Here is a 25,639-nt window from a genome sequence, read left to right on the forward strand (position 1 = left end):
TGGACTTCGGCGTCCAGCCGGTCTACCGTCAGCGCAGCTGGTCCCAGGTCGCACACCCGAGCGGCGGTGGACCACCCGGCGCGGAGGACGGCACGGATGAACAAGGCTCAGCTGATCGACCTGCTCGCACAGCGGATGGACGGCGACAAGCGGGCAGCCTCCGTGGCCGTCGAGGGCGTCGTCGACATCGTGGTGCGCACCGTGCAGGCCGGCGAGAACGTGACCATCACCGGGTTCGGCGTGTTCGAGAAGCGCAGCCGGGCCGCTCGGGTGGCGCGGAACCCGCGCACGGGCGAGACCGTCCACGTGGCGCCCACCTCGGTGCCCTCCTTCAGACCCGGCACCACCTTCAAGGCCGTGGTGAGCGGGCAGGCCGAGCTCCCCGCCGACGCGCCGGCCGTCAAGCGCACCGCCAGCGCCGCGTCGAGGGCGCGGACGACGGCCGTCTCGAAGGCGCCGGCGAGGCGGGGCCCCGCGACGAGCGCGCCAGCGGCGAAGGCCCCCGCCAGGAAGGCGACGGCGAAGGCGGCCACCAGCTCGGTCCCGAAGACGGCCGCGGCGAAGGCCGCGGCCAAGGCGGCGGCCGCGTCAGCCCCGCCCAAGGCACCCAAGGTGGAGAAGCCCGCCAAGGGCAAGAAGGTCGACGACAAGAAGAAGAAGTCCAAGCCCAAGAAGTAGCCGCGCCCGCCGCGCGGCGGGTTCCGGACCGCGGCTCAGTGGAACGGATCGGCCAGGTGGTCCAGCGCGACCACCCGACCGTCCACCGAGGACACCACCCAGGTGCTCGCCTTCCGGGTCCGGCCGGGCGGGACGGCGATCCCGGACGCCCCGGCCCAGCGCGCCACGAGCTCGGGGATGACCCCGCCCTGGCTGCACAACACCGGCACGCCACCGGCGGTGAGCACCTGCTGGGCCCGCCGCGCCCCGTGCGCCGGACCGGCCGCCCACCCCTCCTCCGACAGCAGCGGCTCCGACCGCACGCCGACGTCCAGGACGTCGGCCAGCGGCTGGACGGTCTGCTCGCAGCGCACGCGGTCCGCGGCGTGCACCACGGTCGCACCGAACGCCTGGCACAGGGGGACGAGGGCGCGCGCCTGCAGGTGTCCCTCGCGCACCAGGGGACGCAGCCGGTCCTCGCCGCGGAAGCGCTTGCGGCTGCCCGCCTTGGCGTGGCGCACCAGCAGCAGGGTCTCGGTGTCCGCGGGCAGGGCGGCGAAGCGGCGCAGGACGGTGGCGTCCGAGCGCTGGGTCACCTGCTCGCGGGCGGGCGCCACCGGGAGCCAGCGCAGCTCGTCCACCTCCTCGTTCGGGGTGAAGCTGCCTCCGGTGGCACGCGCCGCCCAGTGGTCCACCCGTTTCGGGCGCCCGGCGACGCGGTAGCGGCTGCGTCCGAGGTGACGGCCGAGCACGGCCCGGTGACCGGTCTCCTCGGCGATCTCGCGCAGTGCGGCCACCACGCGGTGCTCCCCGTCCTCCACGTGGCCCTTGGGCAGCGACCAGTCGTCGTGGCGCGGTCGGTGCACCAGGGCGACCTCGACCTGGGCGCCGGCCGCGCCCGCGTCGGTGGCCCAGCGCCAGAGCACCCCGCCCGCGGCCAGCACCGGTTCGTCGTGGCTGCTCACCCCGGGCCCGTCACTCCGCCGCGTGGTGCTGGCGCATCATCTGCACCTGGTGGTCGCGCACGCGCTCGCCGGAGGCGGGCGACGCCGTCCAGCTGCCGTCGGACTCCATCACCCAGCAGCGGGTGGACGGGTCGAGCAGCGAGTCGAACATGTCGTCCAGCTCGCTGGTCAACCGCGGGTCGCGCACCTGCACCATGACCTCCACGCGTCGGTCGAGGTTGCGGTGCATCATGTCCGCGCTGCCGATCCAGCACTCGTCGCTGCCCAGGAAGTGGAACACCCGGGAGTGCTCGAGGAAACGACCCAGCACGCTGCGCACGTGGATGTTCTCGCTCAGTCCCGCGACCCCCGGCCGCAGCGCACAGATCCCGCGGACGACGACGTCGACGGGGACCCCGGCCTGCGAGGCCCGGTAGAGGGCGTCGATGACCTGCTCGTCGACCAGGGCGTTGGCCTTGAGCCGGATGCCGGCGGGACGGCCGGCGCGGGCGTGCGCCACCTCGTCCTGGATGCGGCTCACGATGCCGCGGCGAACCCCGTACGGGGCCACCAGCAGGTTGCGGTACTCCTTCTGCCGGGAGTACCCGGTGAGCGAGTTGAACAGCTCGGTGAGGTCGCGACCGATCTCCGGCGAGGCCGTCAGCAGGCCGACGTCCTCGTAGATGCGTGCCGTCTTGGGGTTGTAGTTGCCGGTGCCGATGTGCGCGTAGCGCCGGATGGTCGAGCCCTCGCGCCGCACCACCAGGCAGGTCTTGCAGTGGGTCTTGAGCCCGACCAGGCCGTAGACCACGTGCACACCGGCCTGCTCCAGCTTCCGGGCCCAGCTGATGTTGGCCTGCTCGTCGAAGCGGGCCTTGACCTCCACCAGGGCCACCACCTGCTTGCCCGCCTCCGCCGCGTCGACCAGGGCGTCCACGATGGGGGAGTCGCCGGAGGTGCGGTAGAGCGTCTGCTTGATGGCCAGCACGTTCTTGTCGGCGGCGGCCTGCTCCACGAAGCGCTGCACGCTGGTGGAGAACGAGTCGTAGGGGTGGTGCACCAGCACGTCGCCCTCGCGCAGCGTCGCGAAGACGCTCTTGGGGATCTCCCTCTCACCGAAGGCCGGGTGCGTGGCCGGCACGAACGGGGGGTCCTTCAGGTGCGGCTTGTCGACGGAGTAGAGCTCCATCAGGCTCGCCAGGTCGAGCAGACCGGGCACCTGGATGACGTCGCGCGGGTTGACGTCGAGCTCCCGCAGCAGCAGCTCGAGCATGTGCTCGGTCATGTCGTCGGCGACCTCCAGGCGCACCGGCGAGCCGAAGCGGCGGCGGGCGAGCTCGCGCTCCAGGGCCTGCAGCAGGTCCTCGTCACGGTCCTCCTCGACCTCGACGTCGGCGTTGCGGGTGATGCGGAAGGTGTGCTGCTCGACGACCTCCATGCCCGGGAACAGCATCCCGAGGTGCGCGGCGATGAGCTCCTCGAGCGGCAGGAACACCTCGACCCCGGCCTGCACGCGGACGAAGCGGTCCACGTTGTCGGGCACCTTGACGCGGGCGAAGCGCTCACCCGCGGTCTCGGCGTCCCGCACGGTGACGGCCAGGTTGAGGGCGAGCCCGCTGATGTAGGGGAAGGGGTGCGCCGGGTCCACGGCCAGGGGGGTGAGCACGGGGAACACCTGGTCGCGGAAGTACTCCGAGAGCCGGGCGCGGCTGTCGGCGTCGAGGTCGCTCCACTCCGCGATGGCCACACCCTCGGCCTCCAGGGCGGGCTGCACGTCCACCAGGAAGAGCTGGGCGTGCCGCTGGGAGATCTCCTGCGTGCGCTCGGAGACCCGGCGCAGCTGCTCGCGGGGGGAGAGCCCGTCGGCCGACCGGACCGAGAGACCGGTCTCGTCGCGGCGCTTCAGCCCGGCCACCCGCACCATGTGGAACTCGTCGAGGTTGGAGGCGAAGATGGCCAGGAACTTGGCGCGCTCCAGCAGCGGCAGCGAGGCGTCCTCGGCCAGGGCCAGCACCCGGGCGTTGAAGTCCAGCCAGCTGAGCTCGCGGTTGAGGTACCGGTCCTCGGGCAGGTCGTCCAGCACGACCGCGGCCGGGGTGGCTGCGGGCGGGGCCGTCGGCAGGGTGCGCGGGGTGTGTGCGTCGACGACGACGACCGTGGCACCCTCCCGGCCCCCGGGGCCCTCCTCGTGCGGGGTGTCGGCGGGGGACGGCTCTGCGGTGCTCACCCCCCGATCCTGCCCCATCCGCGACCCCCGGCAGGCGTCGCGCAGGTGAAGTCCTCAGCCGGGCGCCGTGATCGCGGCCGTGAGCAGGAACACGGCCCCGTCGGTCCCGGCGTGCACCCGCACCCGCTGCCCGACGTGGATCCGGAGCCACCCGCCCAGCACGGCCGCGGACTCATAGCACCGCAGCAGCGACCCGGCGTCGGTGCGCAGCTCGACCACCCCGTGCTCGTGGGCGGACACGGTGGCGGGGGTGCCGGCGGCGTCCAGCAGGGCTGCCGTCGCCGGACCCACGCCGGCGCGGACCGCGGCGCCGAGGTCGGTGACGGTGTCCACGTCACCGCGCAGCCCCGGCCAGCCCCCACCGAGCAGGTGGGCCCCGGAGGCGGCGTGGGCTGCGGCCGAGCCGGGCCCGAAGTGCGGGTCCAGCGCCGTGCCGGCCGGGGCGAGCAGCATCGTGGTGCCCGTGCCGCCGGTGTCGGCCACCGCGGCCCGCCCGCCGGCCGCGGCCGACACCGCGGCCGTGAGCTCGGTGGGCCGCAGCGCCGGGAGGTCGCCCTGCAGCGCGAGCACCGACCGCTCGGCGCCGAGCTGGTCCGCCGCGTGGGCCAAGGCGTCGTTGAGCGAGTCGGTGGGGTCGGTCAGCGGGACGGCCCCCGCCGCCCGCGCCGCCGCGACCACCGCGGGATCGGCCGTCACCACGTGCACGGACGCGACGACGGGGCAGCGGAGCGCGGCGGAGACGGTGTCGGTGAGCATCGCGAGCACCAGGGCCGACCGCTCCTGCTCGCCGAGCGCCGGGCCCAGCCGGCTCTTGGCCGCGCGCAGGCGCTTCACGGCCACGACCACCCGGACACCGGCCTGCTCCACCCCGGCCCCGTCCACCCGGGCCCCGTCCACCCCGGCCTGGTCCACGCTGCCGATCCTGCCAGCACCGGGCAGGGCAGGATGACACCCGCCGGGTCGGGTGCGCGGCAGGACGGGGACGTGACGTGGCGGTGGTGGCGGTGCTCGGCGCGGGGTCGTGGGGCACCACCTTCGCCAAGGTCCTCAGCGACGCCGGCAGCGAGGTCACCCTGTGGGCGCGGCGTCCGGAGGTGGCCCACGCCGTGCGCAGCACCGGCCGCAACCCCGAGTACCTGCCCGACGTGCAGCTCCCCGCAGGCCTGCGCGCGACCAGCGACCACCGCGAGGCGCTGGACGGCGCGGACACGGTGGTGCTGGCCGTCCCCTCGCAGAGCCTGCGGTCCAACCTCGCAGGGTGGGTGGCCGACCTGCCGCCGGGAGCGACCCTGCTCAGCCTGGCCAAGGGCGTGGAGCTGCGGACGCTGGAACGGATGAGCGAGGTGGTCCGCGAGGTCGCCGGGGTGCCGGCGGACCAGGTGGCGGTGCTCAGCGGACCGAACCTGGCCCGGGAGATCGCCGTCGGGCAACCCACCGCCACCGTCATCGCCTGCACCGACCACGACCGCGCCGTCGCCCTGCAGCAGGCCTGCACCACCGGCTACTTCCGGCCGTACACCAACACCGACGTGGTGGGCTGCGAGCTGGGCGGGGCCGGCAAGAACGTCATCGCCCTGGCCTGCGGGATGGCCGTGGGCATGGGCCTGGGGGGCAACACGACGGCCACCATCATCACCCGCGGACTGGCCGAGGTGGCCCGGCTCGGCGTGGCCCTCGGCGCTCGGCAGGAGACGTTCGCGGGTCTGGCGGGCCTCGGCGACCTGGTGGCTACCTGCTCGTCCCCGCTCTCGCGCAACCGTACCTTCGGCGAGCTCCTGGGCCGGGGATCGACCCTGGCGCAGGCGCAGGAGGCCGCGCACGGCCAGGTGGCCGAGGGTGTGAAGACCTGCACCGCGCTGCGCGAGCTCGCCGCGCGGCACCGCGTCGAGGTGCCCATCACCGACGGCGTCCACCGGGTGTGCCACGAGGGTGCACCCGTCTCCGCCATGGCCCGGGAGCTCCTGGGCCGCAGCACCAAGCCCGAGTAGAGGAGCAGCCTGTGACGACACCTCAGACCGGTTACGGGGACTCCACCCGGTGCGTCCGCGCCGGCGTGGGTCCGGCCGTGCCCGGGGAGCCCTTCCTGCCCGGGCCGGTGATGGCCGCCCCGTACCACCTCAGCCCCGACGAGGGGTCCGAGCCGCACTTCTACGCGCGGGCCTCGAACCCGGGCTGGGAGGGCCTGGAGGCGGCGCTGGCCGAGCTGGAGGGCGACGGGACCCCCGGCACGCAGGCCACGGTGACCGGCGCGGGGATGGCGGCCATCACGGTCCTGCTGCGCGCGGTGCTCCGCTCGGGCGACGTGCTGGTGCTCCCCAGCGACGGGTACTACCAGGTGCGGGCCTACGCGGCCGAGCGCCTGGCGTCCTGGGGGGTGGTGGTCCGCGAGGTGCCGACGCCCAGGATGGCCGACGAGCTCGACGGCGCCCGGCTCGTGCTGGCCGAGACCCCGTCCAACCCGGGCCTGGACGTGGTGGACCTGAGGGCCGTGGCCGCCGCCGCGCACGCCACCGGGGCGCTGCTGGCGGTGGACAACACCACGGCCACCCCGCTGGGCCAGCTGCCGCTGGGGCTGGGTGCGGACGTGGTGGTCGCCAGCGGGACGAAGGCGCTCAGCGGGCACAGCGACCTGCTCATGGGCTACGTGGCCACCGCGGACCCCGAGCTGCACGCCGCCGTCGGCCGCGAGCGGTTGCTCTCGGGCTCCGTGCTGGGCCCGTTCGAGACCTGGCTCGCGCACCGCAGCCTCGGCTCGGCCGCGCTGCGGATCGACCGGCAGTGCGCGACCGCCGCCGCCCTGGTGGAGGCGCTCGACGGCCACCCCGGGGTGCACGGGCTGCGCTGGCCCGGCCTGTCCAGCGACCCCTCCCACGCGGTGGCCGCCGCCCAGATGCGCCGTTTCGGCGGGGTGCTGCGGTTCGAGCTGGCCTCCGCCGAGGCGGTGCACGCCTTCGTCGCGGCGTCGAGCCTGGTCAGTGCGGCCACGAGCTTCGGCGGGCTGCACACCACCGCCGACCGGCGGGCGCGCTGGGGCGACGCGGTCCCGCCGGGCTTCGTGCGGCTGTCCTGCGGCATCGAGGACACCGCCGACGTGGTGCGGGACGTGCTGGCCGCCCTCGGCTGACCGGGGCCGCCGCCCCGCGCCGGTAGGTTGACCGGTCATGGGCGAGCGTCGGACGAGGGTGGCCGTGGTGTTCGGCGGGCAGAGCAGCGAGCACGCCGTGAGCTGCGTCTCCGCCGGCAGCGTGCTCGCCCACCTGGACCCCGAGCGGTTCGAGGTGGTCCCGGTGGGGATCACCCGGGACGGAGCCTGGGTGCTCGGCACCTCCGACACCGCGGCCCTGGCCTTCGGTGGTGCGGCCCTGCCGTCGGTGGACGCCACGGGCACCGCGCTGGTGCTCGCGCCGGACCCGTCCCGACCCGGTGCGGTGGTGGCCCTCGAGCCCGGCCGGGTCGGGGAGGTGCTCGCCCAGGTGGACGTGGTGTTCCCCGTGCTGCACGGTGCACGCGGCGAGGACGGCACGCTGCAGGGACTGCTGGAGCTCGCGGGTGTGCCCTACGTGGGTGCGGGGGTGCTCGCCAGCGCGGCCGGGATGGACAAGGAGTTCACCGCGAAGCTGCTCGCCGCCGACGGGCTGCCGGTGGGCACCCGGGTGGTGCTGCGCCCGCGCACCCCGACGGTCTCCGAGCAGGACCGCGCGCGGCTGGGCCTGCCCGTCTTCGTCAAGCCCGCCCGGGCCGGCTCCTCCTTCGGCATCACCCGGGTGGCGCGCTGGGAGGACCTGGACGCCGCGATCGCCACGGCCCGCGAGCACGACCCCAAGGTGCTCGTCGAGGCGGCGGTGGTCGGCCGGGAGGTGGAGTGCGGGGTGCTGGAGCTGCCCACCGGTGAGGTGCGGGCCAGCGTCCTGGCCGAGATCCGGCTGGCCGTGGACCCGGGGCACGAGGGCGCGTTCTACGACTTCGAGACCAAGTACCTGGGGGCCGGTGCGGCTGCGTACGACGTGCCCGCCCGGCTGGACGCGGAGACCACCCGGCAGGTCCAGGACATGGCGGTGGCCGCGTTCGCAGCCCTGGACGGCCAGGGACTCGCGCGCGTGGACTTCTTCCTCACCGCCGACGGACCCGTGGTCAACGAGGTCAACACCATGCCGGGGTTCACCCCGAGCTCGATGTACCCGCGGATGTGGGCCGCCACGGGCGTGGACTACCCCGCGCTGCTCTCGACGCTGGTGGACACCGCCCTGGCCCGCGGCACCGGCCTGCGCTGAGCCGCGGTCAGCTCCCGGCGAGCGGGGCGGGGTCGAGGTCGTTGGCCGGCAGGTCCGCGGAGATGATGTCGGCCAGCTCCTGCACCGCCCCGCTGCCCTGGCCGTCGGGCAGCGTCAGGGCGATGTAGGCGGCGCGGTCCACCGCCACGTAGGTGGTGGCTGCGATGCCCTGCGGAGCTCCGGGGATCTCCAGGAACTGCACCCCGTTCACGCCGAGCAGGTTCGCGTCCACCGTGAACGTCTCCGGGCGCGGGATGCCGCAGCGCAGCACGAGGGGCTCGCCGCTCACCTCGGTGGAGCTCCACGCGGCGGCTCCTGCCGGTGCGGGATCGGCCAGGGCGGCCCGGGGCGCTCCGCCCAAGGCGTCGGGCAGGGCGGCCAGCAGCGTCGCGCAGGCCGGGTTCGCCGAGTCCGGGGCCGGGGCCGACGCCAGGACGACGGGGGCCGTGACCGGGGCGCGCTGGGCCAGCACCGAGGCCACCACCACGCCGACCAGGAGCGCGATCGGCAGGGCGACCGCGGTGGCGATCACCGCCGGAGAGGGGCCGGTCCGCCCGCGGGCCTCGACGGGCCCGGGGTCCGGGGGAGCCGTCACGGTCACGACAAGTTGACGACCGGACAGGTGAGCGTGCGGGTGATGCCCGCCACGCCCTGCACGCGCGCCACCACGAGCTGACCGAGCTCGTCGACCGTCGCGGCGTCGGCGCGGACGATCACGTCGTAGGGCCCGGTCACGTCCTCGGAGGAGGACACCCCGGGGATCCGGCCGATCTCCGACGCGACGGCGGCGGCCTTGCCGACCTCGGTCTGGACCAGGATGTATGCCTGCACCACGGCGTGCCTCTTCTCTGCGACGGTCACCACCGGGGTAGGAACGACACGTCCGGCGGCGCTGTCTCGACTGCGGCGACCGGGGTGGAAACCCCGACCGACCCGTCAACCTACTCGTCCCGCTCCGGCCCACCACCCGCCCGCACCGCCCGCACCCACGGAGGCCCCCGATCCCCTCGTCACCGCCGCCCCCAGCCCCGGGAACAGTCGCCGAGATCGGCGAGCACGGGGTGATCGCCCGGGCCACCGCCCACCGGACCCAGCCCGCCACCACCCTGCTCGGCCCCGGTGACGACGCGGCCGTGGTCTCCGCCCCGGACGGCCGCACCGTCGTGACCACCGACGTGCTCGTCGAGGGGGTCCACTTCCGCCTGGACTGGTCCACCGCCGAGCAGGTGGGGCGCAAGGCGGTGGCCCAGAACTTGGCCGACGTGGTCGCGATGGGGGCGGTCCCCACCGCGCTCCTGGTCGGCCTCGCCTGTCCCGGGTCCACCCCGGTGGAGGTCGTCGACGGACTGACCACCGGCCTGTGGGACGAGGCGGCGAAGGTGGGTGCCGGCATCGTCGGAGGTGACGTGGTGCGCGCCGAGCAGGTGGTGGTGTCGGTGACCGCGCTGGGCGACCTGCAGGGCCGTGAGCCGGTGCTGCGCTCCGGTGCCCGTCCCGGTGACGTGGTGGCCGTGGCGGGGCGGCTGGGCTGGTCGGCGGCGGGGCTCGCGGTGCTGAGCCGGGGGTTCCGGGCGCCTGCCGCCGTGGTCTCGGCCCACCGGGTGCCCGAGCCGCCGTACGCGCTGGGCCTGGCCGGCGCCAGGGCCGGGGCGTCGGCGATGACCGACGTCTCCGACGGCCTGCTGGCCGACCTGGGCCAGCTCGCCGAGGCCTCCGGCGTGTCGGCCGACCTGGACCGGGTGGCGCTCACCCCGGCCGCCAAGCTGGTCGAGGTGGGCTCCGCGCTGGGCGTCGACCCGTGGACCTGGGTGCTCACCGGTGGGGAGGACCACGCCTTCCTGGCCACCTTCGGGCCCCGGCGCACGCTGCCGGCGGGCTGGACCGTCATCGGGACGGTCGGTGAGGGGTCGGGGGTCACCGTGGACGGCGTGGACTGGGACCCGGAGAACGGCCCCACCGGGTGGACGGCCTTCGGACGGTGAGCGGCTGGACGCTGGAGCCGGTGCGCTACGACCACCCGGAGGTCGCGCTGCTCGTCGACGCCGTCCAGGCGGAGTACGTGCGGCGCTACGGGACGGGCGACGACACGGTGCTGACCCCGGCGGACTTCGCCGCCGGCCGCGGGGTGTTCCTGCTGGGGTGCCTGGACGGCGTTCCCGTCGCGATGGGCGGCTGGCGGTCCCGGGACGCCGAGCGGGGCGAACCCGGGCTGGCCGACGGTGACGCCGAGCTCAAGCGGATGCACGTGGTCGCGGCGGCGCAGCGTCGAGGGCTCGCGCGGCTCCTGCTCGCGGAGCTGGAGGCCTCGGCGGCGGCCGCGGGACGTCGTCGGGTGGTGCTGGAGACCGGCACGGAGCAGCCGGAGGCGATCGCGCTCTACCTGTCCTCCGGGTACGCGCCCACCGAGAAGTTCGGCCTCTACCGGTTCGAGGCGTCCTCGCGCTGCCTCGCCAAGAACCTGGGCGAGCCGCTGCCCGGCTAGGTTCGCCCGCATGGCCCTCTACGCGCTCGGCGACGTGGTCCCCACCGTCCACCCCGACGCCTTCGTGCACCCGGACGCGACCGTGATCGGCGACGTCACCCTGGCCGCGGGGGTGAGCGTGTGGCCGCACGCGGTGCTGCGCGGGGACTACGGGCGCATCACCGTGGGGGAGCGCACCTCGGTCCAGGACGGCACCGTGCTGCACTGCACGGAGTGGCACCCCACCGTGGTCGGGGCCGACTGCGTGCTCGGGCACAACGTGCACGTGGAGGGCGCCACCATCGGCGACGGCTGCCTGATCGCCTCCGGGTCGGTGGTGCTCAACGGCTCCGTGGTCGGCGATGGTGCGGTGGTCGGTGCGGGCGCGGTGGTGAGCTTCAACGGCGTGGTGCCGGCCCGGTCGATGGCCCTCGGGGTCCCGGCCCGGATCCGCGAGGGCCACGAGGTGCCGGCGGGGTCCACCCTGGCCATCGTGGAGAAGTACCTGGAGAACATCACCCGCTACCGCAGCGAGCTCCGCCGGTTGGACTGACCCACTCTGTTTCGCCAAGTGCGGGCTTGTGGTCGTCATTCGGATCGGGATGACCGCCATAAGCCCGCACTTGGCGGTGGTCCGCCCGCGCGACCGATAGCGTGGCGGCTCGTGGCTGGACGACCGTTGACCGAGGTGGTGGAGGCCGGCTGGGCCCGTGCGCTGGAGCCCGTGGCCGAGCAGGTGACGGCGATGGGGGAGTTCCTCCGCGCCGAGGTCGCAGCGGGGCGCACCTACCTGCCGCCCGGTGCCGCGGTGCTGCGGGCCTTCCAGCAGCCCTTCGACGCGGTGCGCGTGCTGGTCGTGGGCCAGGACCCCTACCCGACCCCCGGGCACGCCGTCGGACTGAGCTTCTCGGTCGCGCCGGACACGCGCCCGGTGCCCCGCAGCCTGGCGAACATCTTCCGCGAGTACAGCGACGACCTCGGCCACCCGACGCCGTCCTCGGGTGACCTCACCCCGTGGACCGAGCAGGGCGTGCTGCTGCTGAACCGGGTGCTGACCGTGCGGCCGGGCGAGCCCGCGAGCCACCGCGGCCAGGGCTGGGAGGCGGTCACCGAGCAGGCCATCCGTGCTCTGGTCGACCGGCCTGATCCGCTGGTGGCGGTGCTCTGGGGCAAGGACGCCGGCACCCTGGGTCCGCTGCTGGAGGACGTGCCGATCATCGCCTCCGCGCACCCGTCGCCGATGTCGGCCGACCGCGGGTTCTTCGGGTCGAAGCCGTTCAGCCGCGTGAACGCCGAGCTGGAGGACCTGGGCGACGAGCCGGTGGACTGGCGCCTGCCCTGAGGCGCTGGACCACCCGCCCCACCGGCTCGTCCGGGGCGCCGAAAACGGCTCCGGACGCACGAGAGCCCCGCATCCACCAGGGGTGCGGGGCTCTCGGGAGACGAGCTCAGGCGCGCGTGACCTTGCCGGCCTTGAGGCAGGAGGTGCACACGTTCAGGCGCTTGCGGTGGCCGGGGGAGACCTCGGCGCGCACCGTCTGGATGTTCGGGTCCCAGCGGCGCTTGGTCCGCCGGTGCGAGTGGGAGACCGACATGCCGAAGCCGGGTCCCTTGGCGCAGACGTCGCAGACGGCAGCCATGTGTCGAACTCCTAGCGTGTGGTGAGCGGATCAGGGGTGGCGCGGCGACGAGCAGCCGTGCGCAACCCTGGAAGAGTAACCGTCGCGGACGCGTGGCCCAAACCGGCGTCCACGCCCCGGGCCCGTCGGTCCCCGCCGATACCCTGCGTCGGACGCACCGAGAAGGGGAGGACGCCGCCGTGCTGCACGTGCTCGACGCCGACGCCGTGCTCCGGTGGGCCGAGCAGAGCGTGGTGGTCCTCGCCGCGCACCGGTCCGAGGTGGACCGGCTGAACGTCTTCCCGGTGCCGGACGCGGACACCGGGAGCAACCTCCTCGCCACCAGCACGGCGGCCCTGGCCGGCTTGCTCCAGGTCCCCGAGCCGCGCACCGCTGCGACGGCCGCGGCGGGCTGGGCCCACGGGGCGGTGCTCGGGGCGAGGGGGAACTCCGGACTCATCCTGGCCCAGGTCCTCGTCGGCATCGCGGAGACGCTGGCCGACGCCGGTCCGTGCACCGGCCCGGTGCTCGCGGCCGCGCTCGCCCGCGCCGACGTCCTGGCCACCGCCGCGGTCAGCGAGCCCGCCCCGGGCACCGTGCTCACCGTGCTGCACCTCGTGGCCTCGGTGGCCGGGTCCGCGGCCGGCGCCGACCTCGCGTACGTGACCAGGGGGGCCTGCGCAGCCGCGGGCACCGCGGTGGCCGACACCACCGGTCAGCTGCCCGAGCTCGCGGCGGCCGGGGTGGTGGACGCTGGAGCGAGGGGACTGGAGCTCGTCCTGGCGGCCCTGCTCTCGGTGGTCGCCGACGCACCCCTCCCGGTGCCGGCCGATCCCGCGACCGCCCTCCGCCCCACCCCGGTCGCAGCGGTCGGGTACGAGGTGGTCTACCTCCTCTCCGACACCGACCCGCCCCGGGTTGCGGTGCTGCGCGCGGCCCTCGACTCGCTCGGCGACTCGGTGGTGCTGGCCGGCGACCCGTCGACCACGGTCACCGTCCACGTGCACGCCCGGGACGCGGGGGCGGCGCTCGAGGCGGGTCTGGCCGCCGGTCGCCCGCACCGCATCACGGTCGAGGTGCTCGCCGCGGTGCCGGCCGTCACCGTCGGCGGGGCCCGCCGGGCGGTCCTGTCCCTCGTGGTCGGGGCCGCCACCGCCGCGCTCGTGGCGGGCGAGGGCTCGGCCGTGCTGCGCGTGGACTCCGCCGTGGGTGCGCTCGGGGCCGTCCGGGCCGCGATCGCCGCCACGGGGGCCGAGCGCGTCACCCTGCTGCCGAACGGGGCGGTGGATCGCGACGTCGTGACCGAGGCGGTGGCCGCCGCGCGGGACGCGGGTCAGCGCGTCACGGTGGTGCCGACCGCCTCGGCCGTGCAGGGCCTGGCTGCCCTGGCGGTGCACGACCCCACCCGGGATGACTCCGACGACGTGGTCGCCATGGCCGAGGCCGCGGCGGCCACCCGTCGGGGTTCGGTGCACGTGGCGACCGGACGCGGTCTCACGTGGGTGGGGCAGTGCGAGCCGGGTGACGTGCTCGCCCTGGTCGACGACGACGTGGCGCTCATCGAGAGCGACCAGGGTGCGGCGTGCGAGCGCCTGCTGGACCGGATGCTGGGTGGGGGCGGCGAGCTGGTCACGGTGCTGACCGGGGTGCAGGCCGAGCCCGGGCTCGCCGAGCGGCTCGAGGAGCACGTGCGCTCGGAGCACCGCGGGGTCGACGTGGTGGTCTACCCGTGCGACCTCGCGGACGTGGTGCTCGTGCTGGGGGTGGAGTAGTGGCCGCCCTCGCCGACGGGCTGGAGGGGGTGGTCGGGGCGAAGGCCGCGAAGGCGCTGTCCACCGCGCTGGACCTGCAGACGGTGGGCGACCTGCTGCGGCACTACCCCCGCCGCTACGTCGAGCGCGGGAAGATGACCGTGCTGGGCGGTCTCGAGGTCGACGAGCACGTCACGGTGCTGGCTCGCGTCGCGACGATCACCAGCCGCCGGATGCAGAACAGGCCGGGCACCATCCAGGAGCTGGTCATCACGGACGGCCGCGGGGAGCTGCGGTGCACGTTCTTCTCCCGTCCCTACCTGCTGCAGCAGCTGCCTGCGGGCACCGAGGCGCTCTTCGCCGGCCAGGTCAGCCAGTACCGACGCACCCTTCAGCTCACCCACCCGGACTTCCGCGTGCTTCCCGGGCACGACGACGCCCCGGACGCCGCCACCGCCGCGGAGATCGCCGACTTCGCCCGCCCGCTCATCTCGATCTACCCGGCCACGGCGAAGCTGCCGTCCTGGGACGTCTCGGCCTGCGTGCGCCAGGTGCTCGCCGTCCTGGACCCGCAGGACGACCCGCTGCCGGCCGCCCTGCGCGCGGAGCTCGGGCTCGTCGGTCTGGAGGCGGCCCTGCGGGGGGTGCACCGGCCGGACCGGCTGGAGGACGTGGAGGCGGCCAGCGAGCGGCTGCGCTTCGACGAGGCGATGGCCCTGCAGCTCGTCCTCGCCCAGCGCCGCCACGCCGACTCGGTACGCGTGGCCCCGGCCTGCCCGCCGGTCGCCGACGGGGTCGCCGCCGCGTTCGAGCACGCACTGCCCTTCCCGCTGACCGACGGCCAGCTCACCGTCGGCGCCGAGCTGAGCGCCGACCTGTCCCGCACCCGGCCGATGAGCCGGCTCCTGCAGGGCGAGGTGGGCTCGGGCAAGACGGTGGTGGCGCTGCGCGCGATGCTGGCGGTGGTCGACGCCGGCCGACAGGCCGCGATGCTGGCCCCCACCGAGGTGCTCGCCGCCCAGCACGCCCGGTCGCTGCGCGCGATGCTGGGCCCGCTGGGCCGGGCGGGCGAGCTCGACGGGGCGGAGCGGGCCACCCGGGTCACCCTGCTCACCGGGTCCATGCCCACCGCGGCCAAGCGGCAGGCGCTGCTGGACATCGTGACCGGGGACGCCGGCATCGTCATCGGCACCCACGCCCTGATCCAGGACAGGGTGTCCTTCCTCGACCTGGGCCTGGTCGTGGTCGACGAGCAGCACCGCTTCGGCGTGGAGCAGCGCGACCGGTTGCGCGACCGGGGCCGGGACGGCGCCACCCCGCACCTGCTGGTCATGACGGCCACGCCCATCCCGCGGACCGTGGCCATGACCGTCTTCGGCGACCTCGAGGTGTCGACCCTGCGCGAGCTGCCGCGCGGACGGGCACCCATCGCCAGCTCGGTCGTGCCGGTGGCCGAGAAGCCGGCCTGGCTGGACCGCGCCTGGGCCCGCATCACCGAGGAGGTGGCCGCGGGGCGACAGGCGTACGTGGTGTGCAGCCGGATCGGGGCCGACGACCCGCAGGAGGAGGCGGAGAACGAGAGCCCCACCCGGCCGGTGCTCGAGCTGGCCGAGGAGCTGGCCGCCGGCCCCCTGGCGCACCTGCGGCTGGAGGTGCTGCACGGGCGGATGCCGGGCGAGGAGAAGGACGCGGTGATGCAGGCCTTCGCCGCCGGGGAGATCGACGTGCTCGTGGCCACCACCGTCATCGAGGTCGGGGTGGACGTCCCGAACGCCACGACCATGGTGGTGATGGACGCCGAGCGCTTCGGGGTCAGCCAGCTGCACCAGCTGCGCGGGCGGGTGGGTCGTGGTGGGCACGCGGGGCTCTGCCTGCTGCACACCACGTCCCCGGCCGGCGCAGCGAGCCGGGAGCGGCTGGCCGCGGTGGCCGCGACCTCGGACGGCTTCTCCCTCGCCCAGCTCGACCTGGCGCAGCGCCGGGAGGGTGACGTGCTCGGGGTGGCGCAGTCCGGCACCCGCTCCACCCTGCGGATGCTGAGCCTGCTGCGCGACGGTGACGTCATCGCCAGCGCCCGGGTGCAGGCCGCGCTGGTGGTGGACGCCGACCCCACGCTCGCGCTGCACCCGGGGCTCGCCGGCATGGTCACCTCGGCCCTGGACGGCGACCGGGTGGACTACCTCGAGAAGGCCTGAGCCCGGCTCAGGACAGCAGGACCACCAGCCCGACGGCCCCGCAGCACCCCGCCGCCGCCGCCGCGAGCAGCCCCACCCGGGCGGTCCTGGTGCGGACCCGCGCCGCGGCGGCGAGGAGCAGCAGGCCGGAGCCCAGCCCGAGCAGCAGGGCGGTGCCCGGGGGCGGCGCGGCCGGGGCGGGCACCACCTGCTCCACCGTGCGGGCGTCGTAGCGGCCGGGCAGCACCATGACCAGCGCGCCCGCGGCGTCGCGCTCCACCGACACCGTCGAGCCGGCGGCGGCGGCCGCGAGGATGTCGCGGTCCGACGGGGCGGGGACGATCTCGTCCGGAGCGGCGGCCACCACCTCGGCCCCCGGGGCGGACACCGCCGCCAGGATCGCCAGCGACCCCGTGCCCACCCCGCTGAGCAGCAGCACCACCACGACGAGGAGGTCGGATCGGGTCACCCGACGAGCGTGCCCAGGCGCACGGGCAGTCGCTCCCACCCGCGCAGCACCCGCGTCGGCCGGCGCTGGGCGCCCGGTGCCAGGGCCAGGTCCGGGAACCGCTCGAACAGGGCGCGCAGCCCCACCTCGCCCTCGATGCGGGCCAGCGCGGCCCCCAGGCAGAAGTGCCGGCCCGCGGAGAAGGACAGGTGCTCCCGGGCGTTGGCGCGGTCCACGTCGAACACGTGCGGGTCGGTGAACACCGCCGGGTCGCGGTTGGCCCCGGCCAGCATGGTGGCCACGAGGTGGCCCTTGCGCACGGCCACCCCCTGGACCGAGGTGTCGCGCACCGCCACCCGGGCCGTCACCTGCACGGGCGACTCGTGACGCAGGACCTCCTCCACGGCGTTGCCCCAGCGCTCGGGCTCGGCGCGCAGGCGGGCCAGCTGGTCGGGGTGGCGCAGCAGCAGCTCGGTGCCGCTGCCGATCAGGTTGACCGTGGTCTCGAACCCGGCGGCGAGCAGCAGGCCGGCCGTGGCGCGCAGCTCGTCCTCGGACAGCCGTCGTCCGTCGTCGGTGGCCACCACGAGCTGGCTGAGCAGGTCGGTGCCGGGGTTCTCGCGCAGCCGCTGCAGGTGGGTGCCCAGCCAGGCGTCGAAGGCACGCAGGCTCGTGTCCACGTGGCTGAACTCCGACCAGCTCAGCCCCACGTCCAGGCTGGGTGCCGCGCCCGCGCCGAAGGTGAGCACCTGGGGGCGGTCGGCCTCGGGGACACCGAGGATGTCCGAGATCACGGTGAGGGGCAGCAGGGTGGCGTAGCGCTCCACCAGGTCGACCTCGGAGGTGGTGCTGGCCGCGAGCTCGTCGAGCAGCCGGCCCGCGGTGTGGGTGACGTCCCCGCGCAGGGCCTCGACGGCTCGGGCGGAGAACACGCGGGAGACCAGGCGGCGGTAGCGGGCGTGCTGCTCCCCGTCCACGGCCAGCAGCGAGGGCGGCTCCACCGGGTGCAGCACGTGCTGGCCGGCCGACCACTCGGCGAGGCGCGCGACCAGCCCGGACAGCGGGGTCTCGGGGGGCCCGGTGCGGAAGTCGTCGCTGCGCAGCACCTCCTTGCAGGCGGCGTGGTTCGTGCTGACCCAGGACAGTCGTCCGCGCAGCAGGGGCCCGGCGGCGCGGACGGTGTCGTGCAGCGCGTACGGGTGGGCCCGGGTGTCCGCGTCCATGATGAGCAGCGCCTGCGGGTCGCCCTGCCGGGCTGCCCGGGTGAGCACCCGCCGGGCCAGGCCGTGCTGCAAGGTCCACCGCACCGCTCTGCGCGCGTTCATGCGCGCCATCCTGCTCCCGCGTCGTGCCGGCGCACGAGGAGCCCTCCGGCCACCACCAGCACGCAGGCGGCCACGAGCGGGGCCACCCCGCCCCCCGAGAGGCCGACCACCAGCGTGGTGGCCCCCAGCACGCCGGCACCGGCGGCGACGAGTCCCCCGGCGAACCGTCGCAGGACGGTGCCGAGCGCGAGGACGAGCGCCGCAACCCCGAGCGACTGGGGGGCTCCCGGCGGCGCGGCGGGCACGTCCTGGGCCAGGAACAGGGACGAGCCGTACGCGGAGTCGCGCTGGTTGGCCTGCAGGAGGGCCAGGGGGGCCACCGCTCCGGCCGGACCCTCGGCGTAGCGGCGCGACGAGGGGGCGCCGAGCTCCGCGGACGGGACGAGGACGGGGCCGGTGGCCTGCGGCTGCGGCACCCCGGTGTGGTCGTTGGTGGCGAGGGCCGTGACGCCGGCCAGCACGGCCCCGGCGAGCAGCAGCGCGACCCCGAGCAGGGCGAGACGGTCAGGCCGGCGCACCGCGCACCCGCTCCCGGCGCAGCAGCACCGCGCCCAGGCCCGCCGCCAGCCCGCTGGCGGCCAGGACGGGCGACCACCAGCCGAGCACCCCCACCACGGCGGTCACCGCGGCCAGCCCACCGGCGGCGAGAACCGCCGTGCCCGCGGCTGCGCGCGGGGTCCACCGTCGCCCGTGCCGTCCCGCCCCGCCGAGCACCGCCGCCACCAGGCCCAGCCCCGCCAGCGCCGCGAGCACCGGCCGCAGCCCGTCGCCCGCCCCGCCGGCCGGGCTCAGGCTGGAGTCGGTCCGCACGTCCGGGCCGGTCACGCTGGAGAGCAGGGTGCCGTTGCGCAGGGACTGGGCGGCGCGGAGCTGGGAGAGGTAGCTCTCGGTGAATCCGAAGCCCGGCACCACGGCCGGGCCGTCGCCGGGGCCGGCGAACACCCCGGAGGTCCGCCCCGTCGCCGCGTCCAGCACGACCAGCGTCCACCCGGGCGAGGCGTTCGGGGCCGTGGTGGTCACGGAGTCCCCCGGGGGACCCACCGCGGTGGCGGCCACCCAGCCGGACCCGGCCACCGCCGAGACGAGCAGGGCGGTGGCCAGCAGCCGAGAGCTCACGGCGAGCTCGGTGTCACGGGCTGCCACACGGCCAGCGGGGGAGGCGGCACCCGGGCCGGGCGGGGGGTGCGACGGGGGGCGAGCGCAGCCACCGCCGCCAGCACGCCGGACGCGACGAGCAGCCAGGGTCCCGCCGACCCGGTCAGCACCACCTGGCCGGGCACGACCTCGACGAGCACGTCGCGCAGCCGTGCCGCCCGGGCGGCGGTGTGCAGCACCACGAGCACGCCGGTGGCCACCAGCCACCCCGCTGCCAGCACGGCGGTCGCCGGGGACCGGCCGACGCGCAGCCGCAGCGCGACGGCCACCCCGAGCAGCACCACTCCCGCCAGCACCACCCACCCGAAGGCGGGAACGGCGCCGGCGCTCACCGTCCGCGCACCGGTGCCGTCGGTGCTGACCAGGTCGCCGAACCAGCCGGAGGTCGCCGTGGCGCTGCCGGTGCCGTCGGCGGAGCGGGTGGTGGCGACGGGACTCGCCAGGGCCAGCAGGGCGAGCACCGCAGCGAGGACGATCGCGCCCGTGCCGAGGTCGCGCCGGGCGGCCGGCTCCGGGGTCGGCGTCGCGGGGTCCGACACGTGCGCCACCCCTCCCGCTCGACCGCTGGTCGGCCCGAGGCTAGCCCGCAGGGGTGTGGCGCGGGTGCGGTCGGGCGCGGGGCAGCCACTCCGGCCGCGACGACCCGCGCGGCACGAGCACGGGGGAGTAGCGACCCGGGGTGCCGGACATCCGGACCTGCTCGGTGACCCCCTGGTAGCGACCGAGCGGGGTGTCGGCGGTGAAGGTCTCGGGGTCCAGGTAGGCGTGCTCGCCCCCGGTCCCGGCGATCTCGTGGGCGTAGCCGCGGTCGAAGACACCGAGGGAGAGCACCCACAGCGCGGCCCGGGTGAGGGAGACGTGCACCCGCCAGCTGCCGCCCTCGGTGGCCCGGCGGCGCAGCGCCTCGACCACGCCCGCGGTGAGCAGCCAGCTGACCATGTAGTCGTTCACCACCAGGATCGGGGGCAGCCGCGGCGGACCGTCGCCGCCCTCCAGGCCCATCATCCCCACGAGGCTGCCCGCGCTCTGGTCGAACCCGACGCGGTCGGCCCACGGTCCCCGGGGCCCGTTCAGCGAGGCGGTGGCGTGCACCAGACCCGGTCGTGCCGCCACGGCCTCCTGCCAGCCCAGGCCGATCCGCTCCAGCGCACCGGGGCGTCGGTTGGCGTAGAACACGTCGGACTCCACCAGCAGCCCGCGCAGCAGTGCGCGCCCGTCGGTGGAGTGCGGGTCCACGGTGGACGAGCGCACCCCGACGTTGGCCGTGGTGTACGTGGAGTCGTGCTCGATCTCGTCGGGCCGCCAGACGTTCAGCACGTCCGCGCCGTGCAGGGCGAGCGCACGGCCCACCCCGGCCCCGGCGATGACGTGACCCATGCCCAGCGCCCGCACCCCACCGAGCGGGTCGTCGTGGTGGCCCAGGGGCTCCGGCGGGGCGTCGCCCACCCGGGTGATCTCGACGAGCGGCAGGTCGCGCAGCCCCTCGGCGTAGTGGCGCTCGGCCAGCAGCTCACCGGTGGTGCGCAGCACGGGGCAGACCACGCCCGCGGCGACGGCGGCCTCCTCGAGCGCGTGGGCGTCCCAGCCCGCGACCGCCCGCGCCACGGCGTCCTTGTCGTCGGGCACGCCCAGCAGGCGCTGCGCGGCCACCGACATCGCGGGGTAGGGGTTCAGCGGCATCACCCAGCGACCGTCCCGGGTCCGGGTGAAGCGGAAGCCGAAGCCCGTGCCGGCGGTGGCCGGGGCACCGGGTGGGTAGCCGTTGAGCAGCTCCCAGCGCCGGTCGTAGAACGGGCACAACCGGTGCGGCGTCACGCGCAGGTCCACCGACAGGTCCTGGCCGGCTCCGCCGCGGGCCCGGTGCAGGGCGGCGACGGACACCGACTTCGCCAGCAGCGCCACGCCCGCGGCCCCGCCCAGGCGCAGGGTGCTGGGCACCACCGGGTCCGCGCCCACGACGTCGATCCGGCCCCCGGCGTCCGCGGCACGCAGCCCGATCCCCGCGAGCACCTCCGCCAGTGCTGCGTGCGGGTCGAAGGCGTCGTCGGTGGCCGGGTGGGCCAGCGCCTCGGTCAGCCGGTCCGCCAGGGGGTCGATGGTCACCGGGGCACCTCCGTGATCAGCGGGAGCGTGGCGAGCAGCTCGTCGGGCACGTCCACCCACCGGGCGCGCAGCAGCTCGCCCACGGCCTTGCCCACCTGGTCCACCCGGGTGTTGGACGAACCCCCGGTGCCCAGCAGCCCACGGACGACCAGGTGCACCGCGCGCAGCCGGGGCAGCTCGTGGCGCACCAGCTCCAGGTGCGCGGCCTCGCCGAACAGCTCCCGGACCCGCGCCGTGGTCACGGTGCGGCGCAGCCACTCCCAGGCCCGGTCATCGGTGACCCACAGGCCGATGTTGCTGTTGCCGCCCTTGTCCCCGCTGCGTGCGTGCACCAGCACCCCGAGCGGCGCGCGGGTGGTGGACCCGGTGGTCGCCGGGCCCACCGGCTCGGGGTGCACCGGCTGGCGGCTCTCGCGGGTGGCGGGCGGTGGCGGCACCGGCAGGCGGCGGCCGTCGGCGAGCACCACCTCGTGCCGGGGCACGTCGCCGGCGAGCAGGGCGGGCCAGTAGTCCACCCGGACCCGGGCGCGCCGGGCACGGTCGGCCACCGTGTCGATGTAGTAGCCCGGCACGCTGCCCAGGAACAGGCTGCCCACCGCGGCCAGGAAGTCCTCGCCCAGCGGTTCCGCGTCCGGCCCGGTGGCCACCACGCGGACCGCCACGGTGGCCTCGTCCTGGGTCGCCGGGTCCAGCACCGGCCGCCCCAGCGGGGTGAGCTCGACCTGCACACCCGGGTCCAGCAGCGCCGTGAGCTGGGCGCGCAGCAGCTCCACCTTGGCCGGCACGTCGAGGCCGGTGAGGTAGACCGTGGTCGCGCGGACGAAGCCCGTCGGCGCGAACACGGCGACCTTGGTGGTGGGCGAGGGGGGCGAGCCGACGACGCCGCCGACGGCCACCCGGTCCGGCCCCACCTGGGTCAGGGTGACGTCGTCGAGGTGGGTGGTGACGTCGGGGTTCAGGTAGCGCGGGCCCTGGATCTCGTAGAGCAGCTGCGCGGTGACGGTGTCCACGGTGACCGTGCCGCCGTCGCGCGCGTGCTTGGTGATGACGGCGGTGCCGTCCGCGGCCACCTCGGCGACGGGGAAGCCGGGTGCGGTCATCCCGGGCACGGCCCGGAACCCGGAGAAGTTCCCGCCGGTGGAGTGCGGTCCGCACTCCACGAGGTGACCGGCAACGACCGCGCCCGCGAGCGCGTCCCAGTCGTCGGGGGCCCATCCGTGCCACCACACCGCCGGACCGACGACCAGCGAGGCGTCGGTGACCCGCCCGCAGATCACCACGTCCGCCCCGGCGGTGAGCGCGGCCGCGATGCCGAACCCGCCCAGGTAGGCGTTCGCCGCGACCGGGGTCAGGGCCCAGTCCTTGAGCGGGGCGCCACTGTCCAGGTGCTCCATCCCGTGGCCCTGCGCGTGCAGCTCCGGCAGCCGGGCGAGCAGGTCGTCGCCCTCGACGTGGGCCACCCGCAGCTCCGCCCCGGCCGCGCGGGCCAGCTCGCGGACCGCCGCGGCCATGCCCGCCGGGTCGAGCCCGCCCGCGTTGACCACCACCTTGGTCCCCCGGTCGGCGAGGACGCCGAGGTGTGGTCGCAGCTGGTCGAGGAAGCCCGGCACGTACCCGGCGCCGCCGCTGGCCCGGGTGCGGCCGACCAGCGCGGCCAGGGTGACCTCGGCCAGGTAGTCCCCGACGAGGACGTCGACGGGGTCGCCCGCCAGCACCTCGGCCAGGGCGCTGGCCCGGTCTCCCAGGTAGCCGGAGAAGCCGGCCACCCGCAGCGGGCGACGGTCCGTGGGGGTCTCCTCGGTGGTGCTCACCGAGCCATCAGACCACCTCGGTCGCCGGGAGGGGCCGTCTCCGGCGGGTGGGAGGATCGACCGGTGACACGGATCGTGGCGGGCTCCGCCCGTGGCCGACGCCTCAAGGTGCCGGCCCAGGGCACCCGACCCACCTCGGAGCGGGTGCGGGAGGCGGTGTTCAGCGCGCTGGAGTCCCGCACCGACCTCGACGGCGCCCGGGTGCTCGACCTCTACGCGGGTTCGGGCGCGCTCGGGCTGGAGGCGCTCTCGCGGGGGGCGTCGCGGCTGCTGCTCGTGGAGTCCGACGCCCGCGCAGCCGCGGTGGCCGCGGCCAACGTCGACGCCGTCGGCCTGGCCGGGGCCGCGGTGCGTCGCGCCCCGGTGGCCAGCGTCCTGGCGCAGCCTGCGGACACCCCCTACGACCTGGTCCTGCTCGACCCGCCGTACTCCGTGACCGACGCTGCCGTGGCCGGGGTCCTCGCCGCGCTGCTCCAGCACGGGTGGCTCGCCCAGGACGCGCTCGTCGTGCTGGAGCGGGCCGGCCGCTCGCCGGACACGGTGTGGCCCACCGGGCTCGAGGCCACCTGGGGCAAGCGCTACGGCGACACCAGGATCGAGATGGCCACCTGTTACCGTCCCGGCCCATGAGCAGCGCGGTCTGCCCGGGTTCCTTCGACCCGGTCACCAACGGCCACCTCGACGTGATCGACAGGGCCTCGGCTCTGTTCGACGAGGTCGTCATCGCGGTGATGATCAACAAGAGCAAGAAGAGCCTGTTCACGGTGGACGAGCGCATCGACATGCTCACCGAGTCCACCGCTCACCTGCCCAACGTGCGGATCGACTCCTGGCACGGCCTGCTCGTGCACTACGCGACGGCCAACGGGCTCAAGGCGATCGTCAAGGGCCTGCGTGCGGTGAGCGACTTCGACTACGAGCTGCAGATGGCGCAGATGAATCAGCGGCTCTCCGGGGTGGACACCATGTTCATCGCGACGAACCCGCTGTACAGCTTCCTCTCCAGCTCGCTGGTCAAGGAGGTGGCGACCTACGGGGGCGACGTCTCCCACCTCCTCCCGGAGAAGGTGCACGGACAGCTGCTGGACCGCCTGGCGCTCAACGCGTCGGTCGCGCAGGACTGAGACCGACACGCCCGCGCACCTGCGCCGGGCGCGGTCGGTGCCCGGGCAGACTGGGCCCCCAGCAACCAGCGGATGATCGGGGAGTGTCGTGTACCGGGTTTTCGAGGCGCTCGACGAGCTCGTCGCCATCGTGGAGGAGGCGCGCGGCGTCCCCCTGACCGCCGGCTGCGTCGTGCCGCGCGGTGACGTGCTCGAGCTGCTCGACGACGTGCGCGACGCCATCCCCGGCGAGCTCGACGACGCCCAGGACGTGCTGGACCACCGCGACGGCATGATCAACGAGGCCCGCGCCTCCGCCGAGGCCACCGTCGCCGGGGCGAGCTCGGAGGCGGAGGGCACCGTCGCCGGTGCGCGCGCCGAGGCCGACCGCATCGTCGCCGAGGCCCGCGCCCGGGCCGACGCCTTCGTCGCCGAGGCCCGCACCGAGGCCGAGCGCACCGTCACCGCCGGGCAGCGCGAGTACGAGCAGGTCACCACCCGCGCGCGCTCCGAGGCCGAGCGTGCCGTCGCCGCGGGGCGGGCCTCCTACGAGCGCTCGGTCGCCGATGGTGAGACGGAGCAGGCCCGCCTGGTGTCGCAGACCGAGGTCGTCCAGGCTGCGCACGCCGAGTCGGCCCGGGTCATCGACGAGGCCCACGCCGAGTCCGACCGCCTTCGCGGGGAGTGCGACGTGTACGTCGACGCCACGCTGGCGAGCTTCGAGGAGACGTTGACCGGCACGCTGCGCACCGTCACCCGCGGTCGTCAGCAGCTGCGCTCCGGCAACGGCGCACCCGACTACCGCAGCTGACGGGCCGAGGTCCGCGGCCGACGATTTCGTGGGAGACCCGGCCTCACGTACCGTGGTGTGGTTGCCGGTTCGGCAGCACCCCCACCTCGCGAGGAGAACGACCCACCGTCATGGCTGCACACCGACACGAGGGACGCCTGGACGCCGCGGCGCCGCTCGTCCTGGACACCCGCGAGCTGGGCCGCCGCCCCGGCTCGATGCGGCCGGTGCACCGCGAGGTCCCGTCCCCGCGCCGGATCGGCCTCGACCTGGTGGCCGTGCCCGAGGGGGGCGAGCTCGTGCTGGACCTGCGCATGGAGTCCGTCGTGGAGGGCGTTCTCGTGACGGGCACCGTCACCGGTGTGGCGGAGGGTGAGTGCTCGCGCTGCCTCGAGCCGTTGAGCGACCCGGTGTCGGTGCACCTCACCGAGCTGTACGCCTACCCGAGCGCGACCACCGAGGCTGCCCACCCCGACGACGAGACCCGGAGCGTCCTCGACGACCTCGTGGACCTCGAGGAGGCGATCACCGACGCCGTCGCGCTGGCCCTCCCGCTGCAGCCGCTGTGCGACGACGACTGCGCCGGGCTGTGCTCGGAGTGCGGCGAGCGGCTCGCGGTTGTGGGTCCGGACCACCGGCATGAGACGATGGACCCCCGGTGGGCGGCGCTCGCGGCGAAGTTCGCGGATCCCGACGCGCCCGGCCCGCAGGACGCCGTCAGCGTGGCGTCCCCCGCCCGTTCCACCACCCAGCACGGCGGCACCGAACACGGTGCCGCACCCGATGTCGAGGAGAAGTAG

The 25,639-nt window shown here is 75.5% G+C and carries 26 protein-coding genes and 1 pseudogene; 14 read left to right on the forward strand and 13 right to left on the reverse strand.

The annotated features are described in order from the left end of the window. Positions 1–96 precede the first annotated feature (96 nt). The gene (locus RHODO2019_RS04255; protein WP_265383775.1) at positions 97–678 is read left to right on the forward strand and encodes an HU family DNA-binding protein; all 582 of its coding nucleotides are present in this window, start codon (positions 97–99) and stop codon (positions 676–678) included. A 35-nt stretch (positions 679–713) separates the two neighbouring features. Here RHODO2019_RS04255 and RHODO2019_RS04260 read toward each other — a convergent pair whose 3' ends face one another. The 3 genes and pseudogenes from RHODO2019_RS04260 to cofC form a co-directional block, all read right to left on the reverse strand. After that, a complete protein-coding gene (locus tag RHODO2019_RS04260) occupies positions 714–1,622 on the reverse strand; it encodes an NUDIX hydrolase (RefSeq protein WP_265383776.1) in 909 nt (302 codons plus the stop codon). Between the two features lie 10 nt (positions 1,623–1,632). Then, positions 1,633–3,846: an RNA degradosome polyphosphate kinase gene (locus tag RHODO2019_RS04265; protein ID WP_435532173.1), complete on the reverse strand. Its 2,214-nt coding sequence runs from the start codon at positions 3,844–3,846 to the stop codon at positions 1,633–1,635. A 240-nt stretch (positions 3,847–4,086) separates the two neighbouring features. Then, positions 4,087–4,725: pseudogene (gene cofC, locus RHODO2019_RS04270) on the reverse strand (2-phospho-L-lactate guanylyltransferase); the annotation flags it as partial. Between the two features lie 92 nt (positions 4,726–4,817). Between cofC and RHODO2019_RS04275 the strand changes: the two are divergent. From RHODO2019_RS04275 to RHODO2019_RS04285, 3 genes are read left to right on the forward strand one after another with little or no spacing between them, the layout of a single operon-like run. Then, the gene (locus RHODO2019_RS04275) at positions 4,818–5,816 is read left to right on the forward strand and encodes an NAD(P)H-dependent glycerol-3-phosphate dehydrogenase (RefSeq protein WP_265383778.1); all 999 of its coding nucleotides are present in this window, start codon (positions 4,818–4,820) and stop codon (positions 5,814–5,816) included. A gap of 11 nt (positions 5,817–5,827) precedes the next feature. Further along, a complete protein-coding gene (locus RHODO2019_RS04280) occupies positions 5,828–6,952 on the forward strand; it encodes a cystathionine gamma-lyase (protein ID WP_265383779.1) in 1,125 nt (374 codons plus the stop codon). A 37-nt stretch (positions 6,953–6,989) separates the two neighbouring features. After that, complete coding sequence (locus RHODO2019_RS04285) at positions 6,990–8,099, forward strand: D-alanine--D-alanine ligase family protein (RefSeq protein WP_265383780.1); 1,110 nt, start codon at positions 6,990–6,992, stop codon at positions 8,097–8,099. Between the two features lie 7 nt (positions 8,100–8,106). Here RHODO2019_RS04285 and RHODO2019_RS04290 read toward each other — a convergent pair whose 3' ends face one another. Both RHODO2019_RS04290 and RHODO2019_RS04295 read right to left on the reverse strand, forming a co-directional pair. Next, complete coding sequence (locus tag RHODO2019_RS04290; protein ID WP_265383781.1) at positions 8,107–8,631, reverse strand: DUF3515 domain-containing protein; 525 nt, start codon at positions 8,629–8,631, stop codon at positions 8,107–8,109. Positions 8,632–8,696: 65 nt separating this feature from the next. Continuing rightward, a complete protein-coding gene (locus tag RHODO2019_RS04295; protein WP_265383782.1) occupies positions 8,697–8,960 on the reverse strand; it encodes an Lrp/AsnC family transcriptional regulator in 264 nt (87 codons plus the stop codon). A 200-nt stretch (positions 8,961–9,160) separates the two neighbouring features. Here RHODO2019_RS04295 and RHODO2019_RS04300 point away from each other — a divergent pair, with 200 nt between their 5' ends. The 4 genes from RHODO2019_RS04300 (at position 9,161) to RHODO2019_RS04315 (ending at position 11,902) form a co-directional block, all read left to right on the forward strand. Continuing rightward, complete coding sequence (locus RHODO2019_RS04300; protein ID WP_265383783.1) at positions 9,161–10,081, forward strand: thiamine-phosphate kinase; 921 nt, start codon at positions 9,161–9,163, stop codon at positions 10,079–10,081. Continuing rightward, a complete protein-coding gene (locus tag RHODO2019_RS04305; RefSeq protein ID WP_265383784.1) occupies positions 10,078–10,581 on the forward strand; it encodes a GNAT family N-acetyltransferase in 504 nt (167 codons plus the stop codon). The genes RHODO2019_RS04300 and RHODO2019_RS04305 overlap by 4 nt, the downstream gene beginning before the upstream one ends. A 10-nt stretch (positions 10,582–10,591) precedes the next feature. Then, a complete protein-coding gene (locus RHODO2019_RS04310) occupies positions 10,592–11,113 on the forward strand; it encodes a gamma carbonic anhydrase family protein (protein ID WP_265383785.1) in 522 nt (173 codons plus the stop codon). A 111-nt stretch (positions 11,114–11,224) separates the two neighbouring features. After that, positions 11,225–11,902, forward strand: coding sequence for a uracil-DNA glycosylase (locus RHODO2019_RS04315; RefSeq protein WP_265383786.1), 678 nt, complete (start codon positions 11,225–11,227; stop codon positions 11,900–11,902). 106 nt (positions 11,903–12,008) lie between these two features. Here RHODO2019_RS04315 and rpmB read toward each other — a convergent pair whose 3' ends face one another. Continuing rightward, the gene (gene rpmB, locus RHODO2019_RS04320) at positions 12,009–12,200 is read right to left on the reverse strand and encodes a 50S ribosomal protein L28 (RefSeq protein WP_265383787.1); all 192 of its coding nucleotides are present in this window, start codon (positions 12,198–12,200) and stop codon (positions 12,009–12,011) included. Positions 12,201–12,379: 179 nt separating this feature from the next. Here rpmB and RHODO2019_RS04325 point away from each other — a divergent pair, with 179 nt between their 5' ends. Further along, a complete protein-coding gene (locus RHODO2019_RS04325; RefSeq protein WP_265383788.1) occupies positions 12,380–13,951 on the forward strand; it encodes a DAK2 domain-containing protein in 1,572 nt (523 codons plus the stop codon). Next, positions 13,951–16,125 (forward strand): ATP-dependent DNA helicase RecG, encoded by a 2,175-nt coding sequence (gene recG / locus RHODO2019_RS04330; protein WP_265383789.1) that lies wholly within the window; start codon positions 13,951–13,953, stop codon positions 16,123–16,125. The genes RHODO2019_RS04325 and recG overlap by 1 nt, the downstream gene beginning before the upstream one ends. A 7-nt stretch (positions 16,126–16,132) precedes the next feature. Here the strand turns inward: recG and RHODO2019_RS04335 are convergent, their stop codons facing one another. From RHODO2019_RS04335 to RHODO2019_RS04365, 7 genes are read right to left on the reverse strand one after another with little or no spacing between them, the layout of a single operon-like run. After that, positions 16,133–16,573: a hypothetical protein gene (locus RHODO2019_RS04335; protein ID WP_265383790.1), complete on the reverse strand. Its 441-nt coding sequence runs from the start codon at positions 16,571–16,573 to the stop codon at positions 16,133–16,135. Further along, a complete protein-coding gene (locus tag RHODO2019_RS04340; protein ID WP_265383791.1) occupies positions 16,570–17,877 on the reverse strand; it encodes a cytochrome P450 in 1,308 nt (435 codons plus the stop codon). Before RHODO2019_RS04340 ends, RHODO2019_RS04335 begins: the two co-directional genes overlap by 4 nt. Beyond that, positions 17,874–18,395, reverse strand: a complete 522-nt coding sequence (locus tag RHODO2019_RS04345) for a hypothetical protein (protein WP_265383792.1) — start codon at positions 18,393–18,395, stop codon at positions 17,874–17,876. The genes RHODO2019_RS04340 and RHODO2019_RS04345 overlap by 4 nt, the downstream gene beginning before the upstream one ends. After that, positions 18,382–18,993, reverse strand: coding sequence for a hypothetical protein (locus RHODO2019_RS04350; RefSeq protein ID WP_265383793.1), 612 nt, complete (start codon positions 18,991–18,993; stop codon positions 18,382–18,384). Before RHODO2019_RS04350 ends, RHODO2019_RS04345 begins: the two co-directional genes overlap by 14 nt. Continuing rightward, entirely contained in the window at positions 18,990–19,571 is a 582-nt protein-coding gene (locus tag RHODO2019_RS04355) for a hypothetical protein (RefSeq protein WP_265383794.1), read from the reverse strand. Before RHODO2019_RS04355 ends, RHODO2019_RS04350 begins: the two co-directional genes overlap by 4 nt. 40 nt (positions 19,572–19,611) lie before the next feature. Next, positions 19,612–21,135: a CoA transferase gene (locus RHODO2019_RS04360; RefSeq protein ID WP_265383795.1), complete on the reverse strand. Its 1,524-nt coding sequence runs from the start codon at positions 21,133–21,135 to the stop codon at positions 19,612–19,614. Continuing rightward, positions 21,132–22,946, reverse strand: coding sequence for an acyclic terpene utilization AtuA family protein (locus tag RHODO2019_RS04365; protein WP_265383796.1), 1,815 nt, complete (start codon positions 22,944–22,946; stop codon positions 21,132–21,134). The genes RHODO2019_RS04360 and RHODO2019_RS04365 overlap by 4 nt, the downstream gene beginning before the upstream one ends. Positions 22,947–23,009: 63 nt before the next feature. Here RHODO2019_RS04365 and rsmD point away from each other — a divergent pair, with 63 nt between their 5' ends. The 4 genes from rsmD to RHODO2019_RS04385 all read left to right on the forward strand — a co-directional run bounded on the left by rsmD (position 23,010) and on the right by RHODO2019_RS04385 (position 25,639). Next, positions 23,010–23,576, forward strand: a complete 567-nt coding sequence (gene rsmD, locus RHODO2019_RS04370; protein ID WP_265383797.1) for a 16S rRNA (guanine(966)-N(2))-methyltransferase RsmD — start codon at positions 23,010–23,012, stop codon at positions 23,574–23,576. Then, positions 23,573–24,070: a pantetheine-phosphate adenylyltransferase gene (gene coaD / locus RHODO2019_RS04375; protein ID WP_265383798.1), complete on the forward strand. Its 498-nt coding sequence runs from the start codon at positions 23,573–23,575 to the stop codon at positions 24,068–24,070. The genes rsmD and coaD overlap by 4 nt, the downstream gene beginning before the upstream one ends. A gap of 88 nt (positions 24,071–24,158) precedes the next feature. Then, a complete protein-coding gene (locus RHODO2019_RS04380) occupies positions 24,159–24,860 on the forward strand; it encodes a DivIVA domain-containing protein (RefSeq protein WP_265383799.1) in 702 nt (233 codons plus the stop codon). 110 nt (positions 24,861–24,970) lie between these two features. Further along, positions 24,971–25,639 (forward strand): YceD family protein, encoded by a 669-nt coding sequence (locus RHODO2019_RS04385; RefSeq protein ID WP_265383800.1) that lies wholly within the window; start codon positions 24,971–24,973, stop codon positions 25,637–25,639.

The organism is Rhodococcus antarcticus, assembly GCF_026153295.1.
Taxonomy (GTDB): Bacteria; Actinomycetota; Actinomycetes; order Mycobacteriales; family Mycobacteriaceae; genus Rhodococcus_D; species Rhodococcus_D antarcticus.